General features: G+C 65.8%; 26 protein-coding genes and 4 tRNA genes. 20 read left to right on the plus strand and 10 right to left on the minus strand.

Features of this window, described 5'->3' with window-relative positions; genetic code table 11:
• Nucleotides 1–140 precede the first annotated feature (140 nt).
• The 4 genes from OLW90_RS01440 (at nt 141) to rfbA (ending at nt 3,004) form a co-directional block, all read left to right on the plus strand.
• The gene (locus OLW90_RS01440; RefSeq protein WP_319650581.1) at nt 141–389 is read left to right on the plus strand and encodes a helix-turn-helix transcriptional regulator; all 249 of its coding nucleotides are present in this window, start codon (nt 141–143) and stop codon (nt 387–389) included.
• An 89-nt stretch (nt 390–478) separates the two neighbouring features.
• Nucleotides 479–1,483 (plus strand): dTDP-glucose 4,6-dehydratase, encoded by a 1,005-nt coding sequence (rfbB, locus tag OLW90_RS01445; RefSeq protein WP_319650582.1) that lies wholly within the window; start codon nt 479–481, stop codon nt 1,481–1,483.
• Between the two features lie 10 nt (nt 1,484–1,493).
• Nucleotides 1,494–2,126: a dTDP-4-dehydrorhamnose 3,5-epimerase gene (gene rfbC, locus OLW90_RS01450; RefSeq protein WP_319650584.1), complete on the plus strand. Its 633-nt coding sequence runs from the start codon at nt 1,494–1,496 to the stop codon at nt 2,124–2,126.
• Complete coding sequence (gene rfbA / locus OLW90_RS01455) at nt 2,123–3,004, plus strand: glucose-1-phosphate thymidylyltransferase RfbA (RefSeq protein WP_319650587.1); 882 nt, start codon at nt 2,123–2,125, stop codon at nt 3,002–3,004. Before rfbC ends, rfbA begins: the two co-directional genes overlap by 4 nt.
• A gap of 6 nt (nt 3,005–3,010) precedes the next feature.
• Here the strand turns inward: rfbA and OLW90_RS01460 are convergent, their stop codons facing one another.
• Entirely contained in the window at nt 3,011–3,319 is a 309-nt protein-coding gene (locus OLW90_RS01460; RefSeq protein WP_319650589.1) for a hypothetical protein, read from the minus strand.
• 36 nt (nt 3,320–3,355) lie between these two features.
• Between OLW90_RS01460 and OLW90_RS01465 the strand changes: the two genes are divergently transcribed.
• Nucleotides 3,356–3,658: a DUF4229 domain-containing protein gene (locus OLW90_RS01465; protein WP_319650593.1), complete on the plus strand. Its 303-nt coding sequence runs from the start codon at nt 3,356–3,358 to the stop codon at nt 3,656–3,658.
• A gap of 111 nt (nt 3,659–3,769) precedes the next feature.
• Nucleotides 3,770–4,741, plus strand: a complete 972-nt coding sequence (locus OLW90_RS01470) for an enoyl-CoA hydratase/isomerase family protein (protein ID WP_319650595.1) — start codon at nt 3,770–3,772, stop codon at nt 4,739–4,741.
• A gap of 417 nt (nt 4,742–5,158) precedes the next feature.
• On the opposite strand, the gene OLW90_RS01475 is transcribed toward OLW90_RS01470, so the two are convergent.
• Nucleotides 5,159–6,793: a hypothetical protein gene (locus OLW90_RS01475; RefSeq protein WP_319650598.1), complete on the minus strand. Its 1,635-nt coding sequence runs from the start codon at nt 6,791–6,793 to the stop codon at nt 5,159–5,161.
• 43 nt (nt 6,794–6,836) lie between these two features.
• Here OLW90_RS01475 and OLW90_RS01480 point away from each other — a divergent pair, with 43 nt between their 5' ends.
• Nucleotides 6,837–7,055: a DUF4177 domain-containing protein gene (locus OLW90_RS01480; RefSeq protein ID WP_319650601.1), complete on the plus strand. Its 219-nt coding sequence runs from the start codon at nt 6,837–6,839 to the stop codon at nt 7,053–7,055.
• A 9-nt stretch (nt 7,056–7,064) separates the two neighbouring features.
• Here OLW90_RS01480 and OLW90_RS01485 read toward each other — a convergent pair whose 3' ends face one another.
• The 3 genes from OLW90_RS01485 to OLW90_RS01495 all read right to left on the minus strand — a co-directional run bounded on the left by OLW90_RS01485 (nt 7,065) and on the right by OLW90_RS01495 (nt 9,788).
• Complete coding sequence (locus OLW90_RS01485; protein WP_319650603.1) at nt 7,065–8,018, minus strand: AEC family transporter; 954 nt, start codon at nt 8,016–8,018, stop codon at nt 7,065–7,067.
• 19 nt (nt 8,019–8,037) lie between these two features.
• Nucleotides 8,038–8,934, minus strand: a complete 897-nt coding sequence (locus tag OLW90_RS01490) for a 1,4-dihydroxy-2-naphthoate polyprenyltransferase (protein ID WP_319650607.1) — start codon at nt 8,932–8,934, stop codon at nt 8,038–8,040.
• A 272-nt stretch (nt 8,935–9,206) separates the two neighbouring features.
• On the minus strand, nt 9,207–9,788 hold the full coding sequence (locus OLW90_RS01495) for a DUF417 family protein (protein WP_319650608.1): 582 nt from the start codon (nt 9,786–9,788) through the stop codon (nt 9,207–9,209).
• A gap of 318 nt (nt 9,789–10,106) precedes the next feature.
• Here OLW90_RS01495 and OLW90_RS01500 point away from each other — a divergent pair, with 318 nt between their 5' ends.
• Nucleotides 10,107–10,994 carry a glycosyltransferase gene (locus OLW90_RS01500; RefSeq protein ID WP_319650609.1) on the plus strand — a complete coding sequence of 296 codons (888 nt, stop codon included), beginning with the start codon at nt 10,107–10,109 and terminating at the stop codon, nt 10,992–10,994.
• Here OLW90_RS01500 and menE read toward each other — a convergent pair.
• Genes menE through OLW90_RS01520 form a run of 4 tightly spaced genes read right to left on the minus strand, consistent with a single transcriptional unit; the run spans nt 10,991 to nt 14,427 of the window.
• A complete protein-coding gene (gene menE / locus OLW90_RS01505) occupies nt 10,991–12,130 on the minus strand; it encodes an o-succinylbenzoate--CoA ligase (protein ID WP_319650612.1) in 1,140 nt (379 codons plus the stop codon). The genes OLW90_RS01500 and menE overlap by 4 nt on opposite strands.
• A gap of 19 nt (nt 12,131–12,149) precedes the next feature.
• Nucleotides 12,150–12,614 carry a DoxX family protein gene (locus OLW90_RS01510; protein ID WP_413464495.1) on the minus strand — a complete coding sequence of 155 codons (465 nt, stop codon included), beginning with the start codon at nt 12,612–12,614 and terminating at the stop codon, nt 12,150–12,152.
• Nucleotides 12,611–13,546: a 1,4-dihydroxy-2-naphthoyl-CoA synthase gene (locus OLW90_RS01515; RefSeq protein ID WP_319650618.1), complete on the minus strand. Its 936-nt coding sequence runs from the start codon at nt 13,544–13,546 to the stop codon at nt 12,611–12,613. Before OLW90_RS01515 ends, OLW90_RS01510 begins: the two co-directional genes overlap by 4 nt.
• Nucleotides 13,543–14,427, minus strand: a complete 885-nt coding sequence (locus OLW90_RS01520) for a DUF559 domain-containing protein (protein WP_319650620.1) — start codon at nt 14,425–14,427, stop codon at nt 13,543–13,545. Before OLW90_RS01520 ends, OLW90_RS01515 begins: the two co-directional genes overlap by 4 nt.
• A gap of 245 nt (nt 14,428–14,672) precedes the next feature.
• Here OLW90_RS01520 and OLW90_RS01525 point away from each other — a divergent pair, with 245 nt between their 5' ends.
• Genes OLW90_RS01525 through OLW90_RS01550 form a run of 6 tightly spaced genes read left to right on the plus strand, consistent with a single transcriptional unit; the run spans nt 14,673 to nt 20,226 of the window.
• A complete protein-coding gene (locus OLW90_RS01525) occupies nt 14,673–15,659 on the plus strand; it encodes an o-succinylbenzoate synthase (protein WP_319650621.1) in 987 nt (328 codons plus the stop codon).
• A 5-nt stretch (nt 15,660–15,664) separates the two neighbouring features.
• Nucleotides 15,665–16,240 carry a hypothetical protein gene (locus OLW90_RS01530; protein ID WP_319650624.1) on the plus strand — a complete coding sequence of 192 codons (576 nt, stop codon included), beginning with the start codon at nt 15,665–15,667 and terminating at the stop codon, nt 16,238–16,240.
• A complete protein-coding gene (gene menD, locus OLW90_RS01535) occupies nt 16,237–17,865 on the plus strand; it encodes a 2-succinyl-5-enolpyruvyl-6-hydroxy-3-cyclohexene-1-carboxylic-acid synthase (protein WP_319650626.1) in 1,629 nt (542 codons plus the stop codon). Before OLW90_RS01530 ends, menD begins: the two co-directional genes overlap by 4 nt.
• The gene (locus tag OLW90_RS01540) at nt 17,862–18,299 is read left to right on the plus strand and encodes a DUF3592 domain-containing protein (RefSeq protein ID WP_319650628.1); all 438 of its coding nucleotides are present in this window, start codon (nt 17,862–17,864) and stop codon (nt 18,297–18,299) included. The genes menD and OLW90_RS01540 overlap by 4 nt, the downstream gene beginning before the upstream one ends.
• A 41-nt stretch (nt 18,300–18,340) precedes the next feature.
• Nucleotides 18,341–19,525: a glycosyltransferase family 1 protein gene (locus tag OLW90_RS01545; protein ID WP_319650631.1), complete on the plus strand. Its 1,185-nt coding sequence runs from the start codon at nt 18,341–18,343 to the stop codon at nt 19,523–19,525.
• A gap of 11 nt (nt 19,526–19,536) precedes the next feature.
• Complete coding sequence (locus tag OLW90_RS01550) at nt 19,537–20,226, plus strand: demethylmenaquinone methyltransferase (RefSeq protein WP_319650632.1); 690 nt, start codon at nt 19,537–19,539, stop codon at nt 20,224–20,226.
• Here OLW90_RS01550 and OLW90_RS01555 read toward each other — a convergent pair.
• Entirely contained in the window at nt 20,223–21,464 is a 1,242-nt protein-coding gene (locus tag OLW90_RS01555; protein ID WP_319650636.1) for a geranylgeranyl reductase family protein, read from the minus strand. The two genes, OLW90_RS01550 and OLW90_RS01555, sit on opposite strands and share 4 nt — an antisense overlap.
• Before the next feature lie 119 nt (nt 21,465–21,583).
• Between OLW90_RS01555 and OLW90_RS01560 the strand changes: the two genes are divergently transcribed.
• The 6 genes from OLW90_RS01560 (at nt 21,584) to secE (ending at nt 23,727) form a co-directional block, all read left to right on the plus strand.
• On the plus strand, nt 21,584–22,606 hold the full coding sequence (locus OLW90_RS01560; protein ID WP_319650639.1) for a polyprenyl synthetase family protein: 1,023 nt from the start codon (nt 21,584–21,586) through the stop codon (nt 22,604–22,606).
• Nucleotides 22,607–22,672: 66 nt separating this feature from the next.
• Nucleotides 22,673–22,757: transfer RNA gene (locus OLW90_RS01565), tRNA-Tyr, on the plus strand.
• Between the two features lie 237 nt (nt 22,758–22,994).
• Nucleotides 22,995–23,067 (plus strand) — tRNA-Thr (locus OLW90_RS01570).
• A 43-nt stretch (nt 23,068–23,110) separates the two neighbouring features.
• A tRNA-Met gene (locus OLW90_RS01575) sits at nt 23,111–23,182 on the plus strand.
• Between the two features lie 119 nt (nt 23,183–23,301).
• Nucleotides 23,302–23,377 (plus strand) — tRNA-Trp (locus tag OLW90_RS01580).
• Between the two features lie 26 nt (nt 23,378–23,403).
• Nucleotides 23,404–23,727: a preprotein translocase subunit SecE gene (gene secE / locus OLW90_RS01585; RefSeq protein WP_319650641.1), complete on the plus strand. Its 324-nt coding sequence runs from the start codon at nt 23,404–23,406 to the stop codon at nt 23,725–23,727.
• Nucleotides 23,728–23,734 lie beyond the last annotated feature (7 nt).

Raw genomic sequence — 23,734 nt, forward strand, 5'->3', positions numbered from 1 at the left:
CGTGGAGAGGCGTTGCCCCGCCCTCCTTTTGGTATAGATGGGGGTGGGGGTGGGAGAAGTTGGCGCAAAGCGCGCTTATCGGTGTAATGTCTCGCTGTAAATGAAAAATGCTTAGGGCATGGAAGAGGTGGGTGAAGGCTATGGCGTTACCTCGGCGGAAAACCGGCAAGCCGGCAGGGGATGTGCCGGAGCTACTGGAGCTGGGCACGCAGTTGGCCGAGCGGCGGCGTCAGCTTGGCCGCCTTCAGCAGGAGGTGGCCGATGGGGCCGGGGTCTCCCGTTCCACCCTGCACGCCATCGAGCACGGGGCCTCGGGCGTCCGGTGGGAGAAGGTCGTAGCCGTGGCGCGGGAGTTGAAGCTGGCCATGAAGTTCGTCGAGAATGCTTAACTCCGAGGGTGCTTAAGCCTTTGCCGCAGCCCGGAGGCCACCCCACGGCGATCCTGCGTTCCGGGGCGGCGTCGCGTTAGCCTGGTTCCATGCACATTCTGGTTACCGGCGGGGCCGGTTTCATCGGATCCAACTTTGTGTTGCGCACCTTGGAGCGCACGGATCACACCCTCACCGTTCTGGACGCGATGACTTACGCCGCCAACCCCACCAGCCTGGTGGGGTTCCCGGAGGAGCGCCTGCGCCTGGTCAAGGCCTCCGTCACGGACGAGGACACCGTGAATGACCTCGTGGCGCAGGCCGATCTGGTGGTGCACTTTGCCGCCGAATCCCATAATGATCGTTCCTTGCGTTCCCCGCTGGATTTTGTGCGCACCAACGTGGAGGGCACGGCGGTGCTGCTGGCCGCCGCGGTGCGGCACAAGGTGCGTTTTCATCACATCTCCACCGATGAGGTCTTTGGTGACCTCGCCCTGGAGGACCCCGAGCGTTTCCGCCCGGATACCCCGTATCGCCCCTCCAGCCCGTATTCGGCCTCCAAGGCCGCCAGCGATCACCTGGTACGAGCGTGGGTTCGCAGTTTTGGCCTGGAGGCCACCATCTCCAACTGTTCCAATAACTATGGGCCGCGCCAGCACCCGGAGAAGTTCATTCCCCGGCAGATCCTGAATCTCCTCGGCGGGGAGCCGCCGCGCGTGTACGGCACCGGACGCAACGTGCGCGATTGGATTCACGTGGACGATCACAATGATGCCGTGTGGGCGATCATCGAGCGCGGTACTCCCGGTGAGACGTACCTCATCGGCGCGGACGGCGAGCGCAGCAATATGGAGGTGGTACGCGAACTCAATAGGATCTTTGACCGCGATCCCGATGATTTCCTGCACGTCACCGACCGCCCTGGCCACGATCGTCGGTACGCAATCGATCCCTCCTCCACCCGCGCGCTCGGCTGGGCGCCCGCGCACGCGGACTTTGCCCGGGGCCTGCGGGAGACGGTGGAGTGGTACCGGGAGAACCCGCGGTGGTGGGGGGAGGCCTTCGCGGCGTCGGAAAGCAATTATCGGCGCGGCGAGCGGCAGTTCCCGCACTAGAATGGCGGGCATGTTTGAACCCGTAGCAGGATGTGAGGGCGCTCTGCGCCTGGTGCCCACCGTGTATCCCGATGAGCGGGGAACCTTCCACGAATGGTTCAAGGCCAGCGAGTTCGAGCAGGCCACGGGCTATCCGCTGGATGTGCAGCAGGCCAATATGTCCACCTCCAAGGCCGGTGTGCTGCGCGGACTGCATTACGCGGAGGTGCCGCCGGGGCAGGGGAAATTGGTGATGTGCCCGGCGGGGGCGATTTTTGACGTGCTGTTGGATGTGCGCGTGGGTTCGGAGAGCTTTGGCCGCTGGGCGGGCTTTGAGCTCAACGAGGAAAACCGTCAGGGCCTCTACATTCCCGCGGGGTTTGCCCACGGCTTCCTGGCCCTGCGCGATTCCACGGTGGCGTACCTCACCACCTCGGAGTATCAGCCGGAGGTGGAACACGGCATTGATCCTTATGATTCTCAGGTGGGCATCGCCTGGCCCGAGGTTTCCGCGTCGGTGCTGCTTTCCGCCAAGGATCGCCAGGCCCCCGGTCTTGCGGAGGCGCGCGAACAGGGGATTCTGCCCAGCGCGGAGGAGTGCCGCGCTTATCACACGGAGTTGCGCAACGCCTGGGCCGTGGCCAATGAGGAGGCCGGGCTGTGAAGGGGATCATCCTGGCCGGCGGCACGGGCTCGCGGCTGCGCCCCATTACCTTTGGCGTGTCCAAACAGCTCGTGCCGGTGTATGACAAGCCCATGATCTATTACCCGCTGAGCACGCTCATGCTCGCGGGGATTACGGAGATCCTGGTGATTAGCACCCCGCAGGACCGCCCGCAGTTCGAGCGGCTGCTGGGCGATGGCTCCCAGTTTGGTATCCGGCTCACCTTTGCCACCCAGGATGCCCCCCGGGGGCTTGCCGACGCCTTCCGCCTCGGCGCAGAGCACATCGGCACCGACTCCGTGGCCCTGGTGCTGGGGGATAACATTTTCTACGGCGCGGGCCTGGGCACCCAACTGCGCCGCTACGCGGACGTGCGCGGCGGGGCGATCTTTGCCTACTGGGTGGCCAATCCCCAGGCCTATGGGGTGGTCTCCTTTGACGAGCAGGGCCGGGCTACCTCCCTGGAGGAAAAACCGCGTCACCCCCGCTCTCACTTTGCCGTGCCGGGGCTGTACTTCTATGACAACTCCGTGGTGGAGATCGCGCGGGGGCTAAGCCCCAGTGCCCGGGGGGAACTGGAGATCACGGACATTAATAATGAATACCTGCGCCGAGGCGAATTACAGGTGGAGGTGCTGCCGCGCGGCACCGCCTGGTTGGACACCGGCACGGTGGACATGCTCATGGCCGCCGGGGACTTTGTGCGCACCATCGAGCAGCGCCAGGGGCTCAAGATCGGCGCGCCGGAGGAGGTGGCCTGGCGCATGGGGTATATCAGCGGGGCGGAACTGCGGGAGCGTGCCGAGGAATTGCGCGCCTCCGGGTACGGGGAATATCTGATGGAGATTCTGCTTCGGGACGGCCCAGTGGGGCGCTGAGCGGAGTTAGGCTTCCCCTCCGGTTTCGTCGGTGCCGTCCGTGGGGTCCTCGGGCTTCTTGTCCCGATCCTGCCGGTTATTCCGGCGTTCCTCCTTGCGCTTGGCCTCCTCGGCCTGCTCGCGGGCGCGGCGCTCCTTAAAGCGTTGCTTATCAATGTTCCACAGGAAATCGGGATCGTCATCCGGCCCTTTGATCGCGGGCGGTTGTGGCGACCTCTTGAGCGGGTTGGGGCGGTTCCAGGTGCCGGGGCCAAAGGCCTTCCACAGCAGCACCACGGCGACCACGATCAGGGCGATGAGTATAAGACGGCCCACGTATTCATTCCTCCTTGACGTTGCCACCATAGTAGCGTGGGGTGGGTGAAAGACGATCAACTGCTGCGCAAGAATGCCAACCGTGCCCTGCTCAAATACGGATTGGCACGGTTGGGGCTTTTTATGGCTCTTACTGCGGTGATTCAGACGGTGGCGTGGCTGGTGGGAAGCCCGTTTCCGCTGTTGGCCTCGGCCACGGGTGCGCTCTTGATCGCGTTTCCGCTCTCCATGCTCATCTTCCCCAGGATGAGGGTGGAGGCCAACGAGGCGGTGGCGGCCTGGGCGCAACGACGCCGCGAGCGCAAGGAATGGATCGCTCAGGAGTTGTCCGAGCGCTAGAGGAGGATATTCATCAGCGGGCTGGGGATACTGGGCGCTGCTGAGTTTATAATATATACTCAGATGTGGTTGGAGATTTTCCCGCCGAGACACCCACCGAAAGGCGCAAGCATGGCACGCAAGGCAACCGGCAAGATCACCGTGGAGGAACGCGGACCCGTCCTCCTCGCCCACATGGACGGGGGTGAATTGCAAGAGTTTGGCCCGATCCTGGCCCAGGAACTGGAAAAGGTCGTGGATCGCGCTGATGCGGACCCCAATATCCACGCCGTGGTGTTCACCGGCACTCACCCGGATCGCTTCATGGGGCACGCCGAGGTGCGTTGGTTGCAGGAGGGCGGCGCGACGGTCCCCTCGGTAGGGGTTAAGGGGGCCTCGGCGCTCTCAAGCGTGGCCCGCGGGGTAAACAACCTGGGCGGCATGGAATCCGTGGTGGGCAAGACCCCGCTGTGGCCCGCCATCGAGCTGGAGCGCACGCACGAGACCTTCCTGAAGATGAACCGCAGCGGCGTGATCTTCATAGCCGCGCTCAATGGCTCGGCGCTCGGCCTGGGTGCGGAGTTTGCCTGGGCTAACGACGTCCGCATTTTCGCCGATGGTGACCACATGCTCGGCCAGCCCGAGGTGCTCTTTGGGATCATGCCCGGTGGTGGCGGCACCCAGCGCCTCACCCGGCTCATTGGTACCCACCGCTCCCTCATGGCCGTTCTGGAGGGCAAGCCCTTCTCCCCGGCGGAGGCCCTGGAGATCGGCGCGGTGGACGCGGTGGTCTTGCCGGAGGAACTCATCGACACGGCCATCGCCTATGGCGAGCGCCTGGGCAGCCGGGCCAAGACCTCGCTGGCCGCGATCAAGCGTTCCATTTACTTTGGTGGTTCCGATGATCTAGAATCCGGCCTGCATGTGGAGCGGGCGGAGTTCCTGGCCACCGCCCTGTCCAAGGAGGGTCAGGCGGGAATGCTTGATTACATGGCTGCCACGGATCGGGCCGGTGAACTCCCGTTGTACCAGCCGGGTGGGTATGAGGCGGCCCTGCGCGAGGGGACGGTGCGCGCCGCCACGCGGGGGTCGGGAGAGGAATGATCGGCTCATCGTAGAAGCGTGATGAAAGGGGAGCCTTTGAAGCTCCTTTTTGGGGTGAGGTGGTTACGTTGGCTTTCTTTTCGATCTAAAATTATGTGTGCTGGATCAGCACGCTGATGCCAGTGCAAACCCTTCGGTGGTGCCAGTCTCCACCACGGGTGGGGGAAGATGGCCCTGTCAAAGAAGCGGAACCACCGCGAGGATGGCAGTCCTGTGTGATGGTTCCTGGATCGGGTTGTAGCCAACGTCCTCGCGGGGTATATCCGTGACGGCGTTACCTGGCTTATCAACCTTATCTAGCCTCACCGAGAATCCTCACTTGCTTAGGGGACGGGTGGGGATTCTCTTATTTTCACTCCTAGTGAGGAGGACGCCTTTCAGCTTAAAACGGTCTCCCCGCGATGGGAACAGTCCTCCCTACTCTCCCAACACCCCCACGGAGCTGCGGCTAAAGCACACGCCGGGGGCGTCGATAAGCAGGTGGGTGCCGCCCCCGCTCACCTGCACGTAGGTGCTGTGCAGGCCGGGTTCCAGGGAGACGGTGACGGGTGCGCCGTCGAGAGCGAGCGTGCCGGTGGTGTGCTCCGGGGCGAAGTAGTTGAGGCGCACCACCCATTCGCGGTCGAGGAGGGGGCCGTCGAGGGGTAGTTCAGGACCAGGGGCGCACTGCTGTGGGGAGGCGGTGGCGCGCATTTCGTGGAGGTTCGTGGGGTGCAGGGTGCCGTCCGCGCCGATGATGACGGGCTCGGGGGTGGCGCTGGCCACGCGGTCGCTGTAATGGGAAAGGCGATTGTAGGGGTGCGTGACGGGCAGCAGCACCTCCAGCGGAAGATCCTGATCAAGCAGGGGGGCCTCGTGCCTTTCTAGGGAGGCGCGCAGGCCGTGGAAGAAATCGCGGCTGGGTTGCTGCGCCCAGGACTGGGCAAAGGTCACCGTGCTCACCAGGCTGGATACCAGCCACGCCGCGCCGAGTACCCGCCCCACCCTGGGCAGCGGCGAGGGCAGGCTATGGGCGAGAGCCACGGCTGCGAGCACCGCCACCTCGCTGACGTGGCGCAGCGTTTGGGTGATCTCCCAGGCGGTATCCGGCCCCGAGCGGGCCAGCGCCAGCGCCACAAACGGTAGCGGCGGATAGAGCACCGCCGGAACCCAGGCGCTCGCGCGGCGCACAGTGAGCGCAAGTAGGGCGCACCCGGCGGCGGCCCCCAGGACAATCGCCCCGGTGTGCGGGGCGGCCCACGGCGGGCCGGGGTGCCAGCGCTCCCAGTGCCAGGGGCCACCCGCCAGCGTGGGCAGCAGCCCCTGGCCGTAGCCGTGGGTAAAAAACGGCAGCGGGTTTGTCGGGGAGGTGCGCGGATCGCCCACGATCAGGGCGTATATCCCGGCCCACAGGAGGGTGGGCAGGATCAGGCAAAGCGCAAGGAAGGTGCTGCGGGCGGCGGGCAGGTCGCGCAGGTGGCCGCAACACAGCAGCACGAGCAGCACTACGGGGGCGAAGAAGAGGGCGCGCTCGCTAAAAAGGGCCCCGCACAGCAGCGCCGCTCCGGAGAGCAGCGCCCAGCGCGTGGCTTGCCCGGTGGAGGAAGCCCGCGCGGCGCGGAGCGCGGACCCCAGGCACAGCGCCAGCGCCGCGTGCAGGGGGAGCGTATTGATGGCCGCCGCGAGCCACGTGGAGGTGCTCAGAGTGACGGGGGTAAAGAGGTACGCGGCCAGGGGAATGAGGCTGCGGCTCAGCGGGCGATACGCCCAGGCTACCGACGCCCCCGCAACCAAGCCTCCCAGCGCCAGCGCGAGCACGGACACCGGCCAGTTCAGGGGTGCGGCGTGGGCCAAGATCCAGACGATGAGCCAGGAACCGGGCATGAGGTGGCCGTCATGCGGGCGCAGCAGCAGCGCGAGGTCGGGGAGGCGGTGCTCCCTGGCCTGGGCGTAAAGCGTGAGGTCGTCATAGTAAAACCAGCCCTGGGCCGCCACCGTGGTGCGCACCAGCACGCCGATGACCAGGAGGGCGGCGAGGGGCAGGATTCGGTGTGATGGGCGCGGGGCGGGCACGCAGCCACGGTAGCAAAAGGGGCGATGAGGCTACGATGAGGCAATGGGCGATAACAATAAGCAGTACGTGGTGTTGCAGGTGGTGCTCAAGGAGAAACTTTTGGGCACGGGCTCCGGGAATATCTCCGAGCTGGAGTCGGTGATGAATAAGCAGGCAGCCAAGGGGTATCGGCTGCACACCATCACCACCTCCTCCTCCGGCAGCAAGGGATGGGGCGGGGGCGACCGGGTGCAGGCCACCTTGGTTTTTGAGCGCCTGTAGCGCTCGCGCTTACCTTCCGCTGAGCACCGCGATGGTCAGCATCACCGGCAGGGAGGTAAAGGTGGTGAGCAGCACGGTATCGCGCGCCACGATGGTGCCCTTCTGGAACGTGGCGGCGTAGTTATACACGTTCTGCGCGGTGGGCAGCGCCGCCAGAATGATCGCGGCGTAGCGTTCCTCGCCTTCCAGCCCCAGACCCAGGGTGAGTAACCAGGCCAGCAGCGGCATGACCAGGGTTTTCAACCCCGTGGCCAGGAGCACCCGCGAGCGATCCTTGGGCGAATCAAGCACCGTGGTGGTGTTCAGGGAGGCCCCAAAGCTCATCAGAATCATCGGGATCGAGGCCCCGCCCAGGATCTCCAGGGGAGCCATCACCGGCTCGGGCACGGTGATCGAGGTCAGGCACACCACCAGGCCCGCCACGGAGGCCAGCACGATGGGGCTGAGCAGCGCGGTGCGGATGGCGCCCAGCACTGCGCGAGTGGTGCTCCCGTGGCTCCCGCCGCCCGCCCCGCTGGCCCCCAACACGGAGAGCAGCAGCGGCGTGAGCAGCGCCATCTGAATCACCAGAATGGGCGGGATATACGCCGCGCTGCCCAGCACATACATGCTCACCGGCAGGCCGATGTTATTGGAATTAACGTACGACGCCGCTGCCGCGCCCATCGCGGTATCCGCAGCGCTGTGCTGCTGGCGGCCCGGGAGCACGCGCGCCACGACCAGAAACACCGCTCCGGTGAGCAGTGTGGCCAGCAGGCTCACCGCGATCACGGGCGAGAAAAGGGCCTGCGGCGGGGAGGTGGAGACCACCGTGAAGAGCAGCGCCGGGGTGGCCGCGTAGAACGCCACGCGGTTGAGCATGAGGCGGGCCTCGCCCGGCGGGATGATCTTGATCCGGCCCAGAACGTAGCCCACGGCGATCACCACCATGATGATGGCAAACCCGGTGATCACGCCGATCATGCTGCTGAGATCTCCTCTCCTAGGCGAGCAGGAAGCCCACGAACATCGCCACCGACCACACCAACATAGCCCGCCCCGTGCTCCCCAGCACCGGAATGAGCGCGGCCCCCGTCGCCCCACGGCGCACCGGCTGCGTGCCGACGACCCCCAGCGGCACCGCAAGCAGCCCCAACAGCGCCCACCACGTTGCGCTCACCGCGAGGACGAGGGAAACCACGAAGGGCACGGCGACGAGGGCGCAGAAGAGGCGGCGCGTGGGGGCGTCGCCAAGCCGGACGGCGAGGGTGATCTTGCCGCTGGCGGAATCGGAGGGAATATCGCGCAGGTTATTAGCCAGGTTTACCGCGGCGGAGATGGAGCCCACGCCCACGGCGCAGGCCAGCCCCACCCAGGACGCCGCCCCGGCCTGAGTGTATTCCGTGCCCAGCACGGCCACCAGGCCAAAGAACACGAACACCGCCACCTCGCCCAGGCCCCGGTAACCATAGGGGCGGGAACCGCCGGTGTAGAACCAGGCACCGGCAATGCACCCCGCACCCACCAGGATCAGCCACCAACTGCTGCTCAGGCTCAGGGCGATGCCCGCCACACCGGCCACGGCAAAGGAAAGGAAGGCCGCGCGCTTCACCGCCTGCGGGGTGGCCAGGCCGGAGCCGGTGAGCCGCAGGGGGCCGGAGCGATCGTCATCGGTGCCGCGGATACCGTCGGAGTAATCGTTGGCGTAGTTCACCCCGATGATCAGCGCCCAGGCCACCGCGAGGGCGAGCAGGGCGCGCCACCAACTCGCGCCGCCCTGGAACGCGGCGGCCCCGGTGCCTGCGATGACGGGGGCGAGGGCATTGGCCCAGGTGTGGGGGCGGGCGCCGGCCCACCAATCGGCGGGGGTGGCGCTGCGGTGCTGCGGGGAGGAAGGCATGGGGCTTATTGTCTCACTCGGACTGGGGCTGAAGGGCGGTGAGGGGGAGCCTATGCTGGCTTGTGACAGTCCACCTTGATTGTCACAAGAACGGCGAGGAGCCCCACCCGGCCGGTGAAACCAAGTGAGGCTCCTCGTGAGACTAGCTGAGTGCCTCGATAATCGCGTTTGCTATTACTCGTGCGATTACGTTGATACTCAGCCTTCCTAATGAACCGTCGCATGGAGTTGCTGCTCCGGCGGCGGTTTTGGGGATTTTGCGTAAATTAAGGTTACCCCTCCGTCACCCCCGCCTGCGGGTTCCGGCGCACCGCGATTCGCGCAAAGTCCGCCGCGCTCCACAGCGAGGCGCCGATCATGATGGCGTCTTTAATCACCAGCCTGCCGGGCGCGGCCAGAAGCGGGAAGCCGCCCTCTCCGCCGCCCTTGTCGGACACCCATACTTCCGGCGTGGTCACCAGGAAGGAGAGGGTGACCACGCTCATGCCCACCAGGAGCAGGGAGCCGATCACGCCCACCTTGGGCCAGATCCAGCCCAGGGCGATGAGCACGCCGATGGTCACGATGGTGCCGCCGATGAGCAGGGCGATGGTATAGGTGCCGTTGGCCTCGTGCCAGGCGTGGGCGGCGGCATCGGCTGCGCCCTCGGGGATTTTGTTGGCGGCGTAGTTTTCCGGGTCGCGCATGAGCCAGGACATAAAGGGGCTATTGGCCACAAAGGGGATAATGCCCTGTGCCTCGTAATCAAAGATTTTAAGGGCGCCGATCCATACGGTGACGATGATCAAGCCGAGCCGGGTGAGCGTGGCTCCCACGCGCTCTAATCCGGCGATTTTGGTCAATATAGTGTGCATGTGGGGAAATACCCTCCTTGGGGCATTGATTATGGGGGCGCAGGGGCTCCCTGGTTTTTCATGGGGGCGGAAACTATAAGGCGGGAACGCGAGGTTTATGAACGCGAGTCCCGCCGAGTTCCACCAAGGGCCGATACTGTACCGAGGGACCCTCTCTTACCGCAAAGCGCCGCAGTGCATGGGGGTACACGGGGAGAAAAGTGTGCTAAAGCAAACTTTATGGGAGGGGAACCGTGTAGGGTGGGGTGGTCTTGCGGTCAGTGAGAACGTGCAGAGGGAACACGGTGGGCGCGGTGCGCTCGGATAAGCGGAGGCGCCATGTGGATCAGGTATGTTACCGGCCAGGTGGTCAGTTTCTTTTTCACGCTTTTCCGTCTTATCCCGCTGCGCTGGAATAATCGCTTTTCTCGGTCGCGCATTCCCGCGTGGAAAGAGCACGATCGCAGCGAGGTGCTCATCTCCTTGACCACGCACGGCCACCGTTTGCGCACGGTATTTTTGGCTATTGAATCGGTCATGCGTGGCTCGCACCGGGTGCCCATTGTGTTGTGGCTCGATCCCGAGGATTATGACCGTCGGGAGGCCTGGCCGCTCAGCCTCAAGCGGCTGGTACGCCGTGGCCTGACCGTGCGCCGAGGTGATGGAGGGCTGGGCCCGCACGCCAAGTATTGGAATCAATTTCGCGTGGTGGCGGGCTCGGATACCCGCGTGATCACCATTGACGATGACGTGATCTACCCCGAGTGGTTCGTCGATCGCCTGCTCACCATTGGAAATCTGCGCCTGGACGCGGTGGTGGCGTATCGGGCCCACCGCATCGAACTGCGCGAGGGGCGCTTGCTGCCGTACATGAAGTGGAGCCCCGCCGATACCAGTGAGGCCAGCCTGCTGCACTTTGCCACCGGGGTTTCGGGTGTGTGCTACCCACCCGCCTTCATCGAATACGTGGTGGCGCAGGGCATGAGGTTCCGGGAGGTGGCCCCGCGTGCGGATGACGTTTGGCTGCACGTGTGCGCGTTGCGTTCCGGTCACCCGGTGCGCCAGGTCTTTGCCAATCCGCGCAACTTTGCCGTCATTCCCTCCGCCCAATTAAGCGCCCTGATCGTGAGTAATGGCATGGGTGGCGGAAACGATGATCAAATCGAGAGGGCCTATACCCCGCAGGACGTGGCCCGTCTGGTGGAAATCAGCGAGCAGGAGGATTAGCCCCTAGTCAGGAGGTCCGTCACACCCGCGCGGTGAATCTTTCCGGAGCCGGTGCGCGGCAGGGAGGCCACTCGCCGCAGTTCCTTGGGTAGTTGCCAGCGCGGAAGATCGTCCAGGGCCTCGATGAGATTGCCGGGTTCCGCGCTGCCGGTATAGGCCACGGCGATGGCCTGGCCCAGGCGCGGGTGGGGCACCCCCACCACGCAGGCCTCCGTCACACCGGGTACCTCGCGCAGGTGCTGCTCGAGCACCTCCGGGTGGAGTTTGAGCCCCCCGGAATCGATCACCGCGTCGAGCCTGCCGCGCACGGTGAGCATATCGGCGTCGTCAAGCGCCCCGGCGTCGCTCGTGGCAAACCAGCCTTCCTCGGCAAAGGCCTCGTGGCCGGGGGCGTTGCGGTATCCGCGCGCGATCATCGGCCCGCCCAGGTGAATCCGATCGCCCTCGCCCAGGCGCACGTGCGCGCCGGGAAGCGGGTGGCCGTCGTACACGCAGCCCCCGGAGGTCTCGGAGGCCCCGTAGGTGCGCACCACGCGGATTCCCAGCCCGGCGGCCGCGCGGGCGTCGGCGGCGCGCAGGGGAGCCCCGCCCACGAGCACGGCGTTAAAGGTACGCAGCGCCTCGATCCCCTCCAGATAATCCAGGGCCTTGAGTAACTGCGCAGGGGTGAGCGCGGTGTAGGCCCGCCCGCCCGCTAATCGACGCACCGCCCGGGCAAAGGTGGGCACGTGAAAACCGGAGCGCAGGTCGAGGCACACCGGTTCGGTGCCCGCCACGAGGGAGCGCACCAGAACCTGAAGCCCCGCGATGTAGTGCCCCGGCATGGCGAGCAGCCAGGTGCCCTCACCCCCGAGGGCCTGGTGGGTGGCGTCCGCGCTGCTCACGAGGTTGAGCGCGGTGAGTTCCGCCCCCTTGGGCGTACCCGTGGACCCCGAGGTACCCACCACCAGGGCCACCTCGGGGTCGATCTCCTGCCCCGCGCGCTGTGTGGTGCGCAGAAGTTGCGCCCGGGCGGGATCGTTATCCGGCAGGGGCAGGAGGCTGCGCTGCCCGGCGATGGCCTCTTGAAGATCGGGCAGGATCGCGGCGGGATCGGCGCTGGGAATGACGAGGGGTTCGAGAATGCGCTCGGTCATTCCTCGTAGGGTAGTGCGTTTATGCCTCTGCGGTGGCAGTGGCGGAGCGGGAGCGGAACAGGAAGGCGTCCGCGGCGATGCGGCCCGGCCCGGCCACGGCCAGGACAAGCGCGCAGGCGCCGATTGCGCCGGGGAGTTCCCAACCGCCGTCGGAGGCGAGCACGCCGTTACCCATGTGCGCGATGAGCGCGGCGCCCAGCATGTTCAGGGCTGCCAGCACGCCGACGACCGGGGTAAGCAGGCCCAGGATCAGGGCGATGCCGCCGCCGAACTCGATGGCAGCGGCGATGAGCGCGCTGACCTGGGGAAGTGGTACGCCCATGCCCTCGAACATGCCCTGAACGGAGCTGATGTCGCTCACCTTTTGCCAGCCGTGGGCAATCAGGATGGTGCCCAGGAGCAGGCGGGCGATGAGGAGTCCAAAATCTTTAATTATTGAAACGACAACAAACTCTATGGGGCTGGGACTCCCCGCGCAAGTCAGTAGTAGAAGGGGAAGCCGGACCAATCCGGTTCGCGCTTGTTCAGGAACGCCTCCTTGCCCTCCACGGCCTCGTCCGTCATGTACGCCAGGCGGGTGGCCTCACCGGCAAAAACCTGTTGTCCCATCAGGCCGTCATCGGTGAGATTGAAGGCGAACTTCAACATGCGCTGCGCCGTGGGGGACTTCCCATTGATCTCCCGGGCCACCTGGATTGCCTCCGCCTCTAACTCCCCGTGATCGGCCACGATGTTCACCGCCCCCATGCGCTGCATGGTCTCGGCATCGTAGGCGCGCCCGAGGAAGAAGATTTCTCTGGCAAACTTCTGCCCCACCTGCTTGGCCAGGTAGGCGCTGCCGTAGCCGGCGTCGAAGGAGCCCACGTCCGCGTCCGTTTGCTTGAAGCGGGCCTCTTGGCGAGAGGCGATGGTGAGATCGCACACCACGTGCAGCGAGTGGCCCCCACCGGCGGCCCAGCCATTGACCACCGCGATCACCACCTTGGGCATGGTGCGGATCAGGCGCTGCACCTCCAAGATATGCAGGCGGCCACCCTCCACCTGCACTCGCTGCTCATCCACGGTCTCAGCGGTTTCCCCCTCCGCGTACTGATACCCGGAACGGCCCCTAATCCGCTGATCGCCCCCCGAGCAGAAGGCCCAGCCGCCGTCCTTGGTGCTGGGGCCATTTCCGGTGAGCAGTACCACGCCCACGTCCGGGGTGCGGCGGGCGTGGTCGAGCGCACGATACAACTCGTCCACGGTGTGCGGGCGGAAGGCGTTGCGCACCTCGGGGCGGTCAAAGGCGATGCGCACCATGCCATCGCGGCGGTGTTCGCCCACGTGGCGGTGATAGGTAATGTCCGTGAGGTCCTCAAAGCCCTCCACGGCGCGCCACTGATCGGGGTCAAAGGGCTGCTGGGTGCTGTAACTCATGGAGACGAGTGTAGGGCGCGGTGCCATTTGTGCACCGCTTGGACATCGCTGTGCAGCTGTATCCCCGGGGACCGCGCCGTGTGAAGGATCTGCGCCACCACATCATCAAGCGCATAATCCACACACGTATCGGAGTACCTCAACACAAGGTATCCCGCCCGCTGTGCCGCGTTGGACTTCCATCTATCGCGGACGAAGACGTCCGTGGCGGTGTGAAACTGCTGGCCGTCCACCTCCACCAGAATTGGTTGTCCCACCACCTTGAGGTCAAACACGTACGGCCCCACCCGGACATTGGACTGGGTAAAGAGGTTTTCCTCGGCGAGTGCGTGAGCCAACCGACGCTCCGTTTGACTCGACGCGCCAATGATGGCCGAACCCGCTATCTTCCGCATGACATTCTTCGCAGCAGGATTTAGCGCGGCGAAATCCCGATGATACTGCTCGGATCCCGTCAGACCGGAGTAGGAGCGCTCCAGAAAATTGAGGATTTTTGCGCGCGGCCACGCCTGAATAAGCCCCTGCGCCGTGAACACAGGTGAGGTCACTCGCAGATCTTGCTGCACGCGCGTGCGGCTTATCGACGCCCTGCTCAACCTCACCGTGTCCGTCTCAATGGGTGATCCCTGGCGGGGCAATAGTCCAGAAATCGGCCACGATAGTTTCTCCCACCCGTACAGATAAGCCGCCGTGAGGCCGGAGAAAACCACGTGGGGCCAGCGATGCCGAATCGCCCGTAAGCGCGTGAGATCATTCGCTTTGGGGCTGACGTAGAGGCCGTGGGCCAATCGCTCTAGGCTGCCCTGCGCGATGTGTTTTCTTATCTCACGCGGAGAAAGACCGCCGCGGCGAAGATCCTTGGTGGTCCAAAAATCAGTCATGCTTGCCTTAGACGGCGCTGAGCGGGTGGGCGGTTCCGATGTGCTGTATTTTTCCTCGCCGGTGTGTGACAGGAGTGAACCGCACCCATCCCTAAGCGCAATGAGCGTATCTTTCCCTGCCGCTGTGTGACAGGAGTGAACCCCACCAGCCACCAAGCGAAAGAAAAGCACCCAACCCCACCACTGTGGGAAAACTGTGGGAAACACGTGATACCCAAGAGCCACCCACCACTACCATGACCCCCATGACACCTTCTCCCTCCCTCGATGATCTCCTGGACAGAATCCACGTCGTCGCCCTCCCCATGCGGGCCCGTTTTCGGGGCGTGACCACCAGGGAGGCCCTGCTCATCGAGGGGCCGCAGGGGTGGGGGGAGTGGGCCCCGTTCGTGGAGTACTCCGATGAGGAGGCCGCCACCTGGCTGGCCGGTGCGCTGGAAGCCGCGTTCATGGGATTGCCGCCGACAACGCAGGGGTATGTGGAGGTCAATGCCACCATTCCCGCCGTGGAACCCCAGCGAGTGCCGGAGTTATTGGCCCGGTACCCGGGTTGCCGCACGGTGAAGATCAAGGTGGCGGAAAAGGGGCAGACCCTGACCGATGATGTGGCCCGGGTGGAGGCGGTGCGCGCGGAGATCCCCCAGGCCCGGATACGGGTGGATGCCAATAGGGGCTGGACTCTCCACCAAGCCCTGGAGGCCGCCCGGCATCTGGGTTCCCTGGATTATATGGAGCAGCCCTGCGCCACGGTGGAGGAATTGGCGGCTCTGCGGGAGGCCTTGGGGGAGAAGAACCTTAACACCCGTGTGGCGGCCGATGAGTCGATTCGTCGGGCGCGTGATCCGTACCGCGTGGCGCAACTCCATGCGGCGGACGTGGCGGTGTTGAAGGTCGCCCCCCTGGGCGGGGTGCGGAGGCTATTGGACATTGCTCGTCACATGGGGGAACACGCGATGAGCGTGACGGTGGCCAGCGCCCTGGATACAGCCGTGGGGATGAACGCCGGGTTGGTTGCGGCGGCGGCCCTGCCGCACCCCCAGGCGCCCGCGGGTTTGGGCACGCAGAGCCTTTTTATTGAGGACGTCGCCGCGCCGCGTAGCCTCGTCGATGGTCGCCTGAGTACCGCCGCTGTGGTCCCCGAGGAAGCGCGGTTGCGGGGGCTTGCGGCATCGGCGGAGCGTCGGCAGTGGTGGATCGAGCGCCTGGGGCGGTGCCTGGATCACCTACACTGACCCGTATGGATGATAATGAGACCCGCTATTTAGGCCCCACGGGTAACCGGGGCGAGCAGGGTAATCAGGGTCGCCCCACCCCGCGGCCTCGCCAGCACTTTCCGGAGCAGCAGCACTCGGAAGAGCAGTACTCCACCCAGCAGTATCAAAATTATGCCGATGGGTACCCGCCGGAGTATGCGGATAATTTCCAGGATGCCTCCCCGGAGCCGGAGGCGGATAAGGGCTCCAAGGGCGGCAGCGCGATGGCGATCGCCGGGGTGATTGCCGCCATCTTGATTTCCGCCGGGGTGTTCTTTTTCCTCGGTCGCGCCGCGGGCGAGGGCCAGGTGCAAAGGGAGGTGGTGACGGAGACGCAGGTGTCCACCGTGACGGTCACGGAGACGGTGACGGAGGATTCCGGGCTGCGGCTACCGGAATTGCCCAGCGAGATTCCCTCGATCCCCGAGGTGCAGATGCCCTCCTGGTTGCAGGATCTCTTGGGCGGCACCGAGCAGACAGACACCGAGCAAGGCACTGGGCAGGGCGCCGAACAAGGTGTAGACCAGGAGGTACCGCAGTATCAGGAGCCGCAACTGTGAGCGCTCCACTTTTGGCCCGAGAGGTGGCCGCAGCGGTAGCGCCGTATGTCACGGACGTGGTGCTGTGCCCCGGATCGCGCAATTCCGCGCTCACGCTGGCCCTCCTGGCTCGCCGTGACCTGCGGGTACACGTGCGCATTGATGAGCGCAGCGCGGCTTTCCTGGCGCTGGGTATGGCGCGGCAGCAGCGTCGCCCGGTGGCGGTGGTGATGACCTCGGGCACGGCGGTGGCCAATTGCCTGCCCGCGGTGATCGAGGCGGCGCAGTCGCACGTTCCGCTGGTGGTGCTCAGCGCGGATCGTCCCAGGGCACTGGTGGGCACGGGGGCGAGCCAGACGATTGATCAGGTGGGTCTTTTTGGCTCCTACGCTCCCACGGTGCAGGTGGAGGCTCCCGAGGACATGGGCCAGATCCACCAGGCCCTGGCCGATTTCCCCCAGGTGCACCTCAACGTCGCCTTTGACATCCCGCTGGTGCCGGAGGCCCTGCCCGCGCGGGAGGGTGAGGCGCATCGACTCCGTCCCACGAGGACCACGGAGGTGGATCACGGCGAGGTGGAGGTGGATCTGAGTCGCCCCACCCTGGTGATCGCGGGCGATGAGGCCTGGGAGGTGGAGGAACTCGCGGAGGTGCCCACCATCGCGGAACCTTCCGCGCCCACTCCGTTTCACCCGGTGCACCCGTTGGCGGCGCACCTGCTCATCGGCACCATCGGTGGCCAGGAGGGAGTGGAGAGCGTCACCACCAAGCCCGAGCAGGTGATCGTGGTGGGTCATCCCACCCTGCACCGCCCGGTGCTGGCCCTCTTGGAGGATCCCGAGGTGGAGGTCACGGTGCTCAGCCGCACCGCCACGATCACCGATCCGGGACGTCATGCGCGCCGGGTGGCCAGCCGGGTGAAAGCCACGGGGCAGACCCCGCAACGCTGGTACTCGATTACCCAGGCGGCCTCGGAGATGGGGGCGCAGGCGGTGCGGGAGGCGGTGTCCAGCCAGGAGCACGGGTTCACCGGGTTGCACGTGGCGGCAGCCGTGGCCGATAGCGTGGCGGTGGGGGATTCGTTGTTCCTCGCGGCGTCGAACGCGGTGCGCGATGCCTCCTTTGTGGGTTTGCCGTTTAGCGGCGTGGATACCCACACCCCCCGGGGCGCGGCGGGCATTGATGGCACGGTTTCCCAGGCGGTGGGCGTGGCCCTGGCCGCTCAGGCGGCGGAGCCGGATGCCGTGCGCGCCCCGCGCACCGTGGGATTGCTGGGGGATCTGGCTTTGCTTCACGACGCCGGCGGTATGCTCATCGGCCCGATGGAGCCGCGCCCGGAGAACCTCACGCTGGTGGTGGCCAATGACGACGGCGGCGGGATCTTCGAGACCCTGGAGATGGGCGCGCCCGCGCTGCGCGATTCCTTCGAGCGTGGCTTTGGCACCCCGCACGGGGCGCGGATCGAGGACCTGTGCGCGGCCTATGGCGTGGACTACGCCCGAGCGGAGAGCCTGCCGGAACTCCTGGCGGCCCTGGATGAGTCCGAGGAGGCGGGTGGTTTCCGGGTGATCGAGGCCCGCACGCGGCGCGATACCCGCCGGGATTTGCACGCTGCCCTGGAACGCGCGGTGCGGGTGCGGCAATGAGATCGCGGGTGTTGCACCGCACCCGGCAGGCGGTGATCGGGGCCTATGTGTTGGCGCTGCTGGGGTGCGTGGCCATGCTGGTGGGGCCGTGGTTGAACGATCGCACCATCGAGCAGGATCCCGGCCGCGCCCTGGCCACGGTCACGGGCGTGACCACCTGGCGCACCACGGTGGAGTATCAGGACGAGCAGGGCATGTATCACCTCCCCGCCACAGGCCTGCTGTATCCCTCGGGCCTGGGGGAGGGGCAAAACGTGTGGGTCACCTATGCGCGCACCGATCCCGATCTGGTGAAGGTGGAGGGGCGTGAGTGGACGCTCGCGGTGGTGCCTGCCGCCTCCGTGGCCCTCGCGGCCACGCTGCTGGCGGGGCTATGGTGGTGGGCGGCCGGGGTCGCGTTCCGTTCACCAAAAGTTCGCGATTCTGTTACCTGATGATCAACTTTTCGTAGCATTCGGCGGAAAAGATGGGGATTATGCGGATTGGCATTGTGTCAGAGTCGTTTCTTCCTAACATCAACGGTGTGGTCAATTCCGTGCTCCGGGTGCTGGAATACGCCAAGGCGCATGGACACGAGGCCTTTGTGATCGCCCCGGGGGCGCGAGACTTCCAGGAGGAGGTCCCGGATTACCTCGGATTCCCCATTCACCGGGTGCCCACGGTGATGGTGCCCCTGATTGATTCCCTCCCAGTGGGAATACCGGGTCCCTCGGTGGCGGCCACTCTCAAGGAGCAGCAGCCGGACGTGGTGCACCTGGCCTCGCCCTTTGTGCTGGGGGCCGCCGGGGCCTTCGCCGCCCGCCAACTCAAGATTCCCGCCGTGGCCGTGTATCAGACGGACGTGGCGGGTTTTTCCACTCGCTATCACCTGGGGCCGCTGGCGGCGGCCTCCTGGGAGTGGACGCGCACCTTCCACAACGTGTGCCAGCGCACCCTGGCCCCCTCCTCGCCCACGATCGAGGAGTTGCGTTCCCACGGCATCAAGAACGTCTACCGCTGGGGCCGGGGCGTGGACGCGCGGCGCTTCCACCCGGAGCACCGCAGCGCCGCGCTGCGCCGCCAGTGGGATCCCACGGGCCGAAAGAAGATCGTGGGATTTGTGGGGCGCCTGGCGGCGGAAAAGGGCGTGCATCGCTTGGCCTCCCTGGCGCACCAGGATTCGATTCAACTGGTGATCGTGGGCGATGGCCCGGAGCGCCACGAGCTAGAGCGCATGCTTCCGCGCGCGGTGTTCACCGGGCAGCTCGGCGGCGAGGAATTGGCCCGCGCCTATGCCTCCCTGGATCTTTTCATACACCCCGGCGAGTTCGAGACGTTCTGCCAGACCGTGCAGGAGGCTCAGGCCTCCGGCGTGCCCACCATCGGGCCGCGCGCTGGCGGACCGATCGACCTCATCACGGAGGGACGCAACGGGCTGCTTCTCGACGTCCCCACCTTCGCCCACGAGTTGCCCTCCGCCGTGCAGTGGGTGCTGGATGATTCCCGCTACGAGCGGCTGCGCCGTCAGGCCCGCGAGGACGTGGAGGGGCGCACCTGGGAGGCCCAGTGCGAGAAACTCATGGGGCATTATCGGGAGGTCATCGAGGAACACCGCCGTGGCGCTCGGGGTCTGGGCGTGCTGTGGGGTGGTGCCCCGCTGGCGGTGCGCAGTCGGGTCTAGACTGGTGCCTTGTGGCTAAGGCATCACTGGATAAAAAGCCCCTGGACGTCGCCGCGATGTTCGATGACGTGGGCGAAAACTATGACCTCACCAATACCGTCTTGTCCTTCGGGCAGGATCGGCGGTGGCGGCGGCGAACCAGGCAGCGCCTTGACCTCAAACCGGGGGAGAGGGTGCTCGATTTGGCGGCGGGCACGGCCGTGTCCACCGTGGAGTTGGCCAAGTCCGGGGCGTGGTGCGTGGCCTGTGATTTCTCTCAGGGAATGTTGGCGGCCGGGGCGCACCGCCCGGTGCCCAAGGTGGTGGGCGATGGCATGAACCTCCCCTTTGCGGATAACACCTTTGACGCCGTGACCATCTCCTATGGCCTACGTAATATCCACGATTTCCGCGCCGGCCTGCGAGAGATGGCCAGGGTCACCCGCCCCGGCGGACGGCTCACGGTCAGCGAGTTCTCCACCCCCGTGGTGCCGGTGTTCGGCACGGTGTACAAGGAATACCTCATGCGGTTGCTCCCGGCGGTGGCGCGGGTGGTGTCCTCCAACCCGGAGGCCTATGAGTACCTGGCGGATTCCATTCGCGCCTGGCCGGATCAGGAGGGGCTGGCCCGGGAGATCAATGCCAATGGCTGGCAGGAGTGCGGTTGGCAGAACCTCACCCTGGGGATCGTGGCCATGCACTCCGCGATCAAGCCGGGCTAACCCCACAGCGGGCGACGCCCCGGCCAGCGCGCGGCCGCCCACCCGGCCCCGCGCCAGGCGCGGGCAATAAGGTCACGATCCTCCTCCGTGACGAGGTTGCCCATCAGGCGCGCGGCTGCGGGCATGAGCCGCTTGCCCAGGGGGCCGCGCAGGGCCAGTGGCCCCACGGCGGGAAGCAGGCGCGGATAGGTGAGCAATCGGGCTGCGGCGCGGGCGAGGGCAAAGGCCTCCCCGTAGTGAGAGCGCAGCGTATCCGGCCAGGCGCGGCGATAATCGGAGAGGCCCACCAGCAGCACCGCTAGTTCGGCGGTTTCCAGGGCGTAGTCAATTCCCTCGCCGTTGAGGGGATTGACGCAGGCGGCGGCGTCGCCAAGCAGCATCCAGTTGCGCCCGGCCACGGTGCTTATGGCACCACCCATCGGCAGCAGTGCGGAGGTCACGCGCTGCGGTGCCTCTAGTTCCCATTCCTCGCGGTGCTGCTGGGCGTAGTGCTCCAGGAGTTTCTTGGTATTGACCTTGGCGCGCCGGGTGGTGGTGGAAAGCGCCCCGCAGCCCAGGTTCACCTCCCCGTTGCCCAGGGGGAAGATCCAGCCGTATCCCGGCTGCGCGGTGCCCTGGGCGTCGCGCAGTTCCAGGTGGGAGTGAATCCAGGGCTCGCGGTGGCGCGGGGTGCGGCAGTAGGAACGCGCCGCGATGCCGTACACCTCCTCCTGGTGCCAGGTGCGGCCCAGTTGCTTGCCAAAGGGGGAGCGCACCCCGTCCGCCACCAGCACGGAGGCGGGGCGGATGCGTTTTTCCTCGCCCTCGTGGCGCACCACCACTGCGGAGAGGCGATCCCCGGTGAACTCGGGACGTAGCGCCTGGGCTCCCTGCCACACGGTGGCTCCGGCCCGCCGCGCGGTGTTCAGCAGCAGGTGATCGAGGTCGGTGCGGGGCATGGCGGAACCCACCGCGCCGAAGGTACCGCTCGGCCAGGGGGCGGTGACGGAGCCACCAAAGCCGTGGAGTTTGAGGCCCCTGTTGCTGTAGTTATCGAGTATTTCCGTGGCCAGGCCCAGGCGATCGAGTTGGTGCATGGCGCGGGGGGTGAGGCCGTCGCCGCAGGTTTTATCGCGGGGGAAGGAGGCGGCGTCGATAAGCAAGACCTCAAAGCCGCGCGCGGCGGCCCAGGTGGCTGCGGCGGAACCCGCGGGGCCCGCGCCGACGATGAGCAGGTAGGGGGAAAGAGGGGAACTCACACCCCGGAGTGTATCTGTGGGGGTGATTCCGCTACGGTTGAGTCCGAGCTAACGTTACTCTCCAGGATTGGGGTGCCACCTGGCCCGGAGATACAAATCACCTGCGAGGACACCGAGACATGACCAATGGGCGCGAGGCGGCAACGCCTGGGGTGGTAGCGGGATCGCTGAACCTCGGAGATGAGGCGCTGAACGAGCGCGTGGGGCGCGGCCTGAGCCTGGTGGAGGAAACGCTCTATGCGCACCTGAGCCAGGGCGATGAGATCCTCCAGGACAAGGTCATGCACCTGGTGCGCGCGGGCGGCAAGCGCTTCCGCCCCATGTTTGCCCTCCTGGCCTCGGAATATGGGGAAAAACCCATGTGCGAGGACGTGGTGCGCGCCGCCGCCGTGGTGGAGATGACGCACCTGGCCACGCTGTATCACGATGACGTGATGGACGAGGCCGCCCGGCGGCGCGGGGTGGAATCCGCCAACGCCCGTTGGGGTAATTCCGTAGCGATCCTCGCCGGGGATCACCTGCTGGCACAGGCCTCCGGGATCATGGCGGAGCTGGGCACGGACACGGTGAAGCACTTTGCGGAGACCTTTGGCACCCTGGTCACCGGGCAAATGCGGGAGACGGTGGGCGCGCAGGGGGGCGACCCGATTGCGCATTACACCCGCGTGATCGAGGAGAAAACCGGCGTGCTTATCGCCTCGGCCGGGTATCTGGGTGCGCTGCACGGCGGCGCGCAAGCGGAGCACGTGCGGGCGTTGCAGGGGTATGGGCACACCATCGGCATGGTGTTCCAGATCGTCGATGACATCATCGACCTCTTTTCCACGCCGGAGGAGTCCGGCAAGGTGCGGGGCACCGACCTGCGCGAGGGCGTGTTCACGCTGCCGGTGCTCTATGCGCTCAGTGAGGAGGGCGAGGTGGGGGAGCGCCTGCGCGAGATCCTCACTGGGCCGGTGACCTCGGAGGAGGCCCTGAGCGAGGTGCTGGGCCTGCTGGAGCGCTCGGAGGGGCGCGCAAAGGCGGCTGCCGACGCCGCCGTGTGGGCGCAGCGCGCCCGCGAGCACCTGGAGGTGCTTCCCGACGCCCCGGCCACGCGGGCTCTCGACGCCCTGGTGCAGTACACCGCCGAGCGCCTGGGCTGACCAGCAGATTTGCTTGGTTGGGGTGGTGGCATAGTAAAGTATCCCCCGCACCGCATGGTGTGGTTTGCCAGGTTGCCCGAGCGGCCAAAGGGAGCGGACTGTAAATCCGCCGGCATTGCCTTCAGAAGTTCGAATCTTCTACCTGGCACCACGTACCGCCGCCGTGATTCTTTCCTTAGCGGGAAGGGTTGCGGCGGCGGTTTTGCGTTGCGCGGAGTGGGGGTGGGTAATGGTTTTCCGGGTGTGTCGAGTTTCCTCGGCTAAACGGTGAAAAACCGTTGTGTGCTGGGGATTTGTGGTTGTTGGGGGTGGCGGGTTAATCTTTGTGAGGCTTCAACGGAGCGGCCAGGAACTTTCTAGGAAGGTTCTGGATGTGAAGATGTAGCACGCCCCCTTAGCTCAGTCGGCAGAGCGTTTCCATGGTAAGGAAAAGGTCAACAGTTCGATTCTGTTAGGGGGCTCTGTTGTTCTTTCCGGTGCTGAATGGCGCGGGAGGGGATACGCGGCGGTGTAGCTCAGTGGTAGAGCAAGCGACTCATAATCGCTGTGTCGCGAGTTCAATTCTCGCCATCGCTACTGGAACGCAAGGGCCGGGCCATGTGCCTGGCTTTCGTTCTAGATCCACGAGGTACCCGTCCCGCACGGGATGGGGGCCTCTGGTAGGGTAGTTCCTGCCGCGCAAGCGGTGAGAACAAAGGGGCGTGGCGCAATTGGTAGCGCAACGGTCTCCAAAACCGTAGGTTGCAGGTTCGAGTCCTGTCGCCCCTGCCATTACTTTTCAAACTCTAAGGAGTGCTGTGAGCGAGGATCGCGCAAACCAGACGGGGGCTGCCCAGCCCACGGGTAAGCGTCAGCGCACAGGTGCAAGCACCACCACGACGTCCTCCTACGAGGCCCAAAAATCCGCTCCCCAGAGCCCCGAGGACACCAAGCCCGGTGGTGGCCCGCTGCGGTTCCTGCCCGAGGTGGGCGCTGAGATCAAGAAGGTCATTTGGCCCACCGCCTCCCAGATGGTCACGTACACCCTCGTGGTGTTTGCCTTCCTCATCGTGCTCACTGCCCTGGTTTCCGGCGTGGACTTCGTGGTGGGCCTGGGAGTTGAGAAGGTCCTGGCTCCGTAGTAGAGTT

It is taken from the genome of Corynebacterium sp. 21KM1197 (assembly GCF_033783015.1).
In the GTDB taxonomy this organism is placed as follows: Bacteria; Actinomycetota; Actinomycetes; order Mycobacteriales; family Mycobacteriaceae; genus Corynebacterium.

Coding starts and splice junctions, on each gene's coding strand:
- OLW90_RS01515 (WP_319650618.1), bottom strand. CDS start 13,546: ATGAGTTACAGCACCCAGCAGCCCTTTGACCCCGATCAGTGGCGCGCC.
- OLW90_RS01545 (WP_319650631.1), top strand. CDS start 18,341: ATGCGGATTGGCATTGTGTCAGAGTCGTTTCTTCCTAACATCAACGGT.
- OLW90_RS01500 (WP_319650609.1), top strand. CDS start 10,107: ATGTGGATCAGGTATGTTACCGGCCAGGTGGTCAGTTTCTTTTTCACG.
- OLW90_RS01485 (WP_319650603.1), bottom strand. CDS start 8,018: ATGATCGGCGTGATCACCGGGTTTGCCATCATCATGGTGGTGATCGCC.
- OLW90_RS01480 (WP_319650601.1), top strand. CDS start 6,837: ATGGGCGATAACAATAAGCAGTACGTGGTGTTGCAGGTGGTGCTCAAG.
- OLW90_RS01470 (WP_319650595.1), top strand. CDS start 3,770: ATGGCACGCAAGGCAACCGGCAAGATCACCGTGGAGGAACGCGGACCC.
- OLW90_RS01540 (WP_319650628.1), top strand. CDS start 17,862: ATGAGATCGCGGGTGTTGCACCGCACCCGGCAGGCGGTGATCGGGGCC.
- OLW90_RS01560 (WP_319650639.1), top strand. CDS start 21,584: ATGACCAATGGGCGCGAGGCGGCAACGCCTGGGGTGGTAGCGGGATCG.
- rfbC (WP_319650584.1), top strand. CDS start 1,494: ATGTTTGAACCCGTAGCAGGATGTGAGGGCGCTCTGCGCCTGGTGCCC.
- OLW90_RS01440 (WP_319650581.1), top strand. CDS start 141: ATGGCGTTACCTCGGCGGAAAACCGGCAAGCCGGCAGGGGATGTGCCG.
- OLW90_RS01495 (WP_319650608.1), bottom strand. CDS start 9,788: ATGCACACTATATTGACCAAAATCGCCGGATTAGAGCGCGTGGGAGCC.
- rfbB (WP_319650582.1), top strand. CDS start 479: ATGCACATTCTGGTTACCGGCGGGGCCGGTTTCATCGGATCCAACTTT.
- OLW90_RS01530 (WP_319650624.1), top strand. CDS start 15,665: ATGGATGATAATGAGACCCGCTATTTAGGCCCCACGGGTAACCGGGGC.
- menE (WP_319650612.1), bottom strand. CDS start 12,130: ATGACCGAGCGCATTCTCGAACCCCTCGTCATTCCCAGCGCCGATCCC.
- OLW90_RS01520 (WP_319650620.1), bottom strand. CDS start 14,427: ATGACTGATTTTTGGACCACCAAGGATCTTCGCCGCGGCGGTCTTTCT.
- OLW90_RS01525 (WP_319650621.1), top strand. CDS start 14,673: ATGACACCTTCTCCCTCCCTCGATGATCTCCTGGACAGAATCCACGTC.
- OLW90_RS01490 (WP_319650607.1), bottom strand. CDS start 8,934: ATGCCTTCCTCCCCGCAGCACCGCAGCGCCACCCCCGCCGATTGGTGG.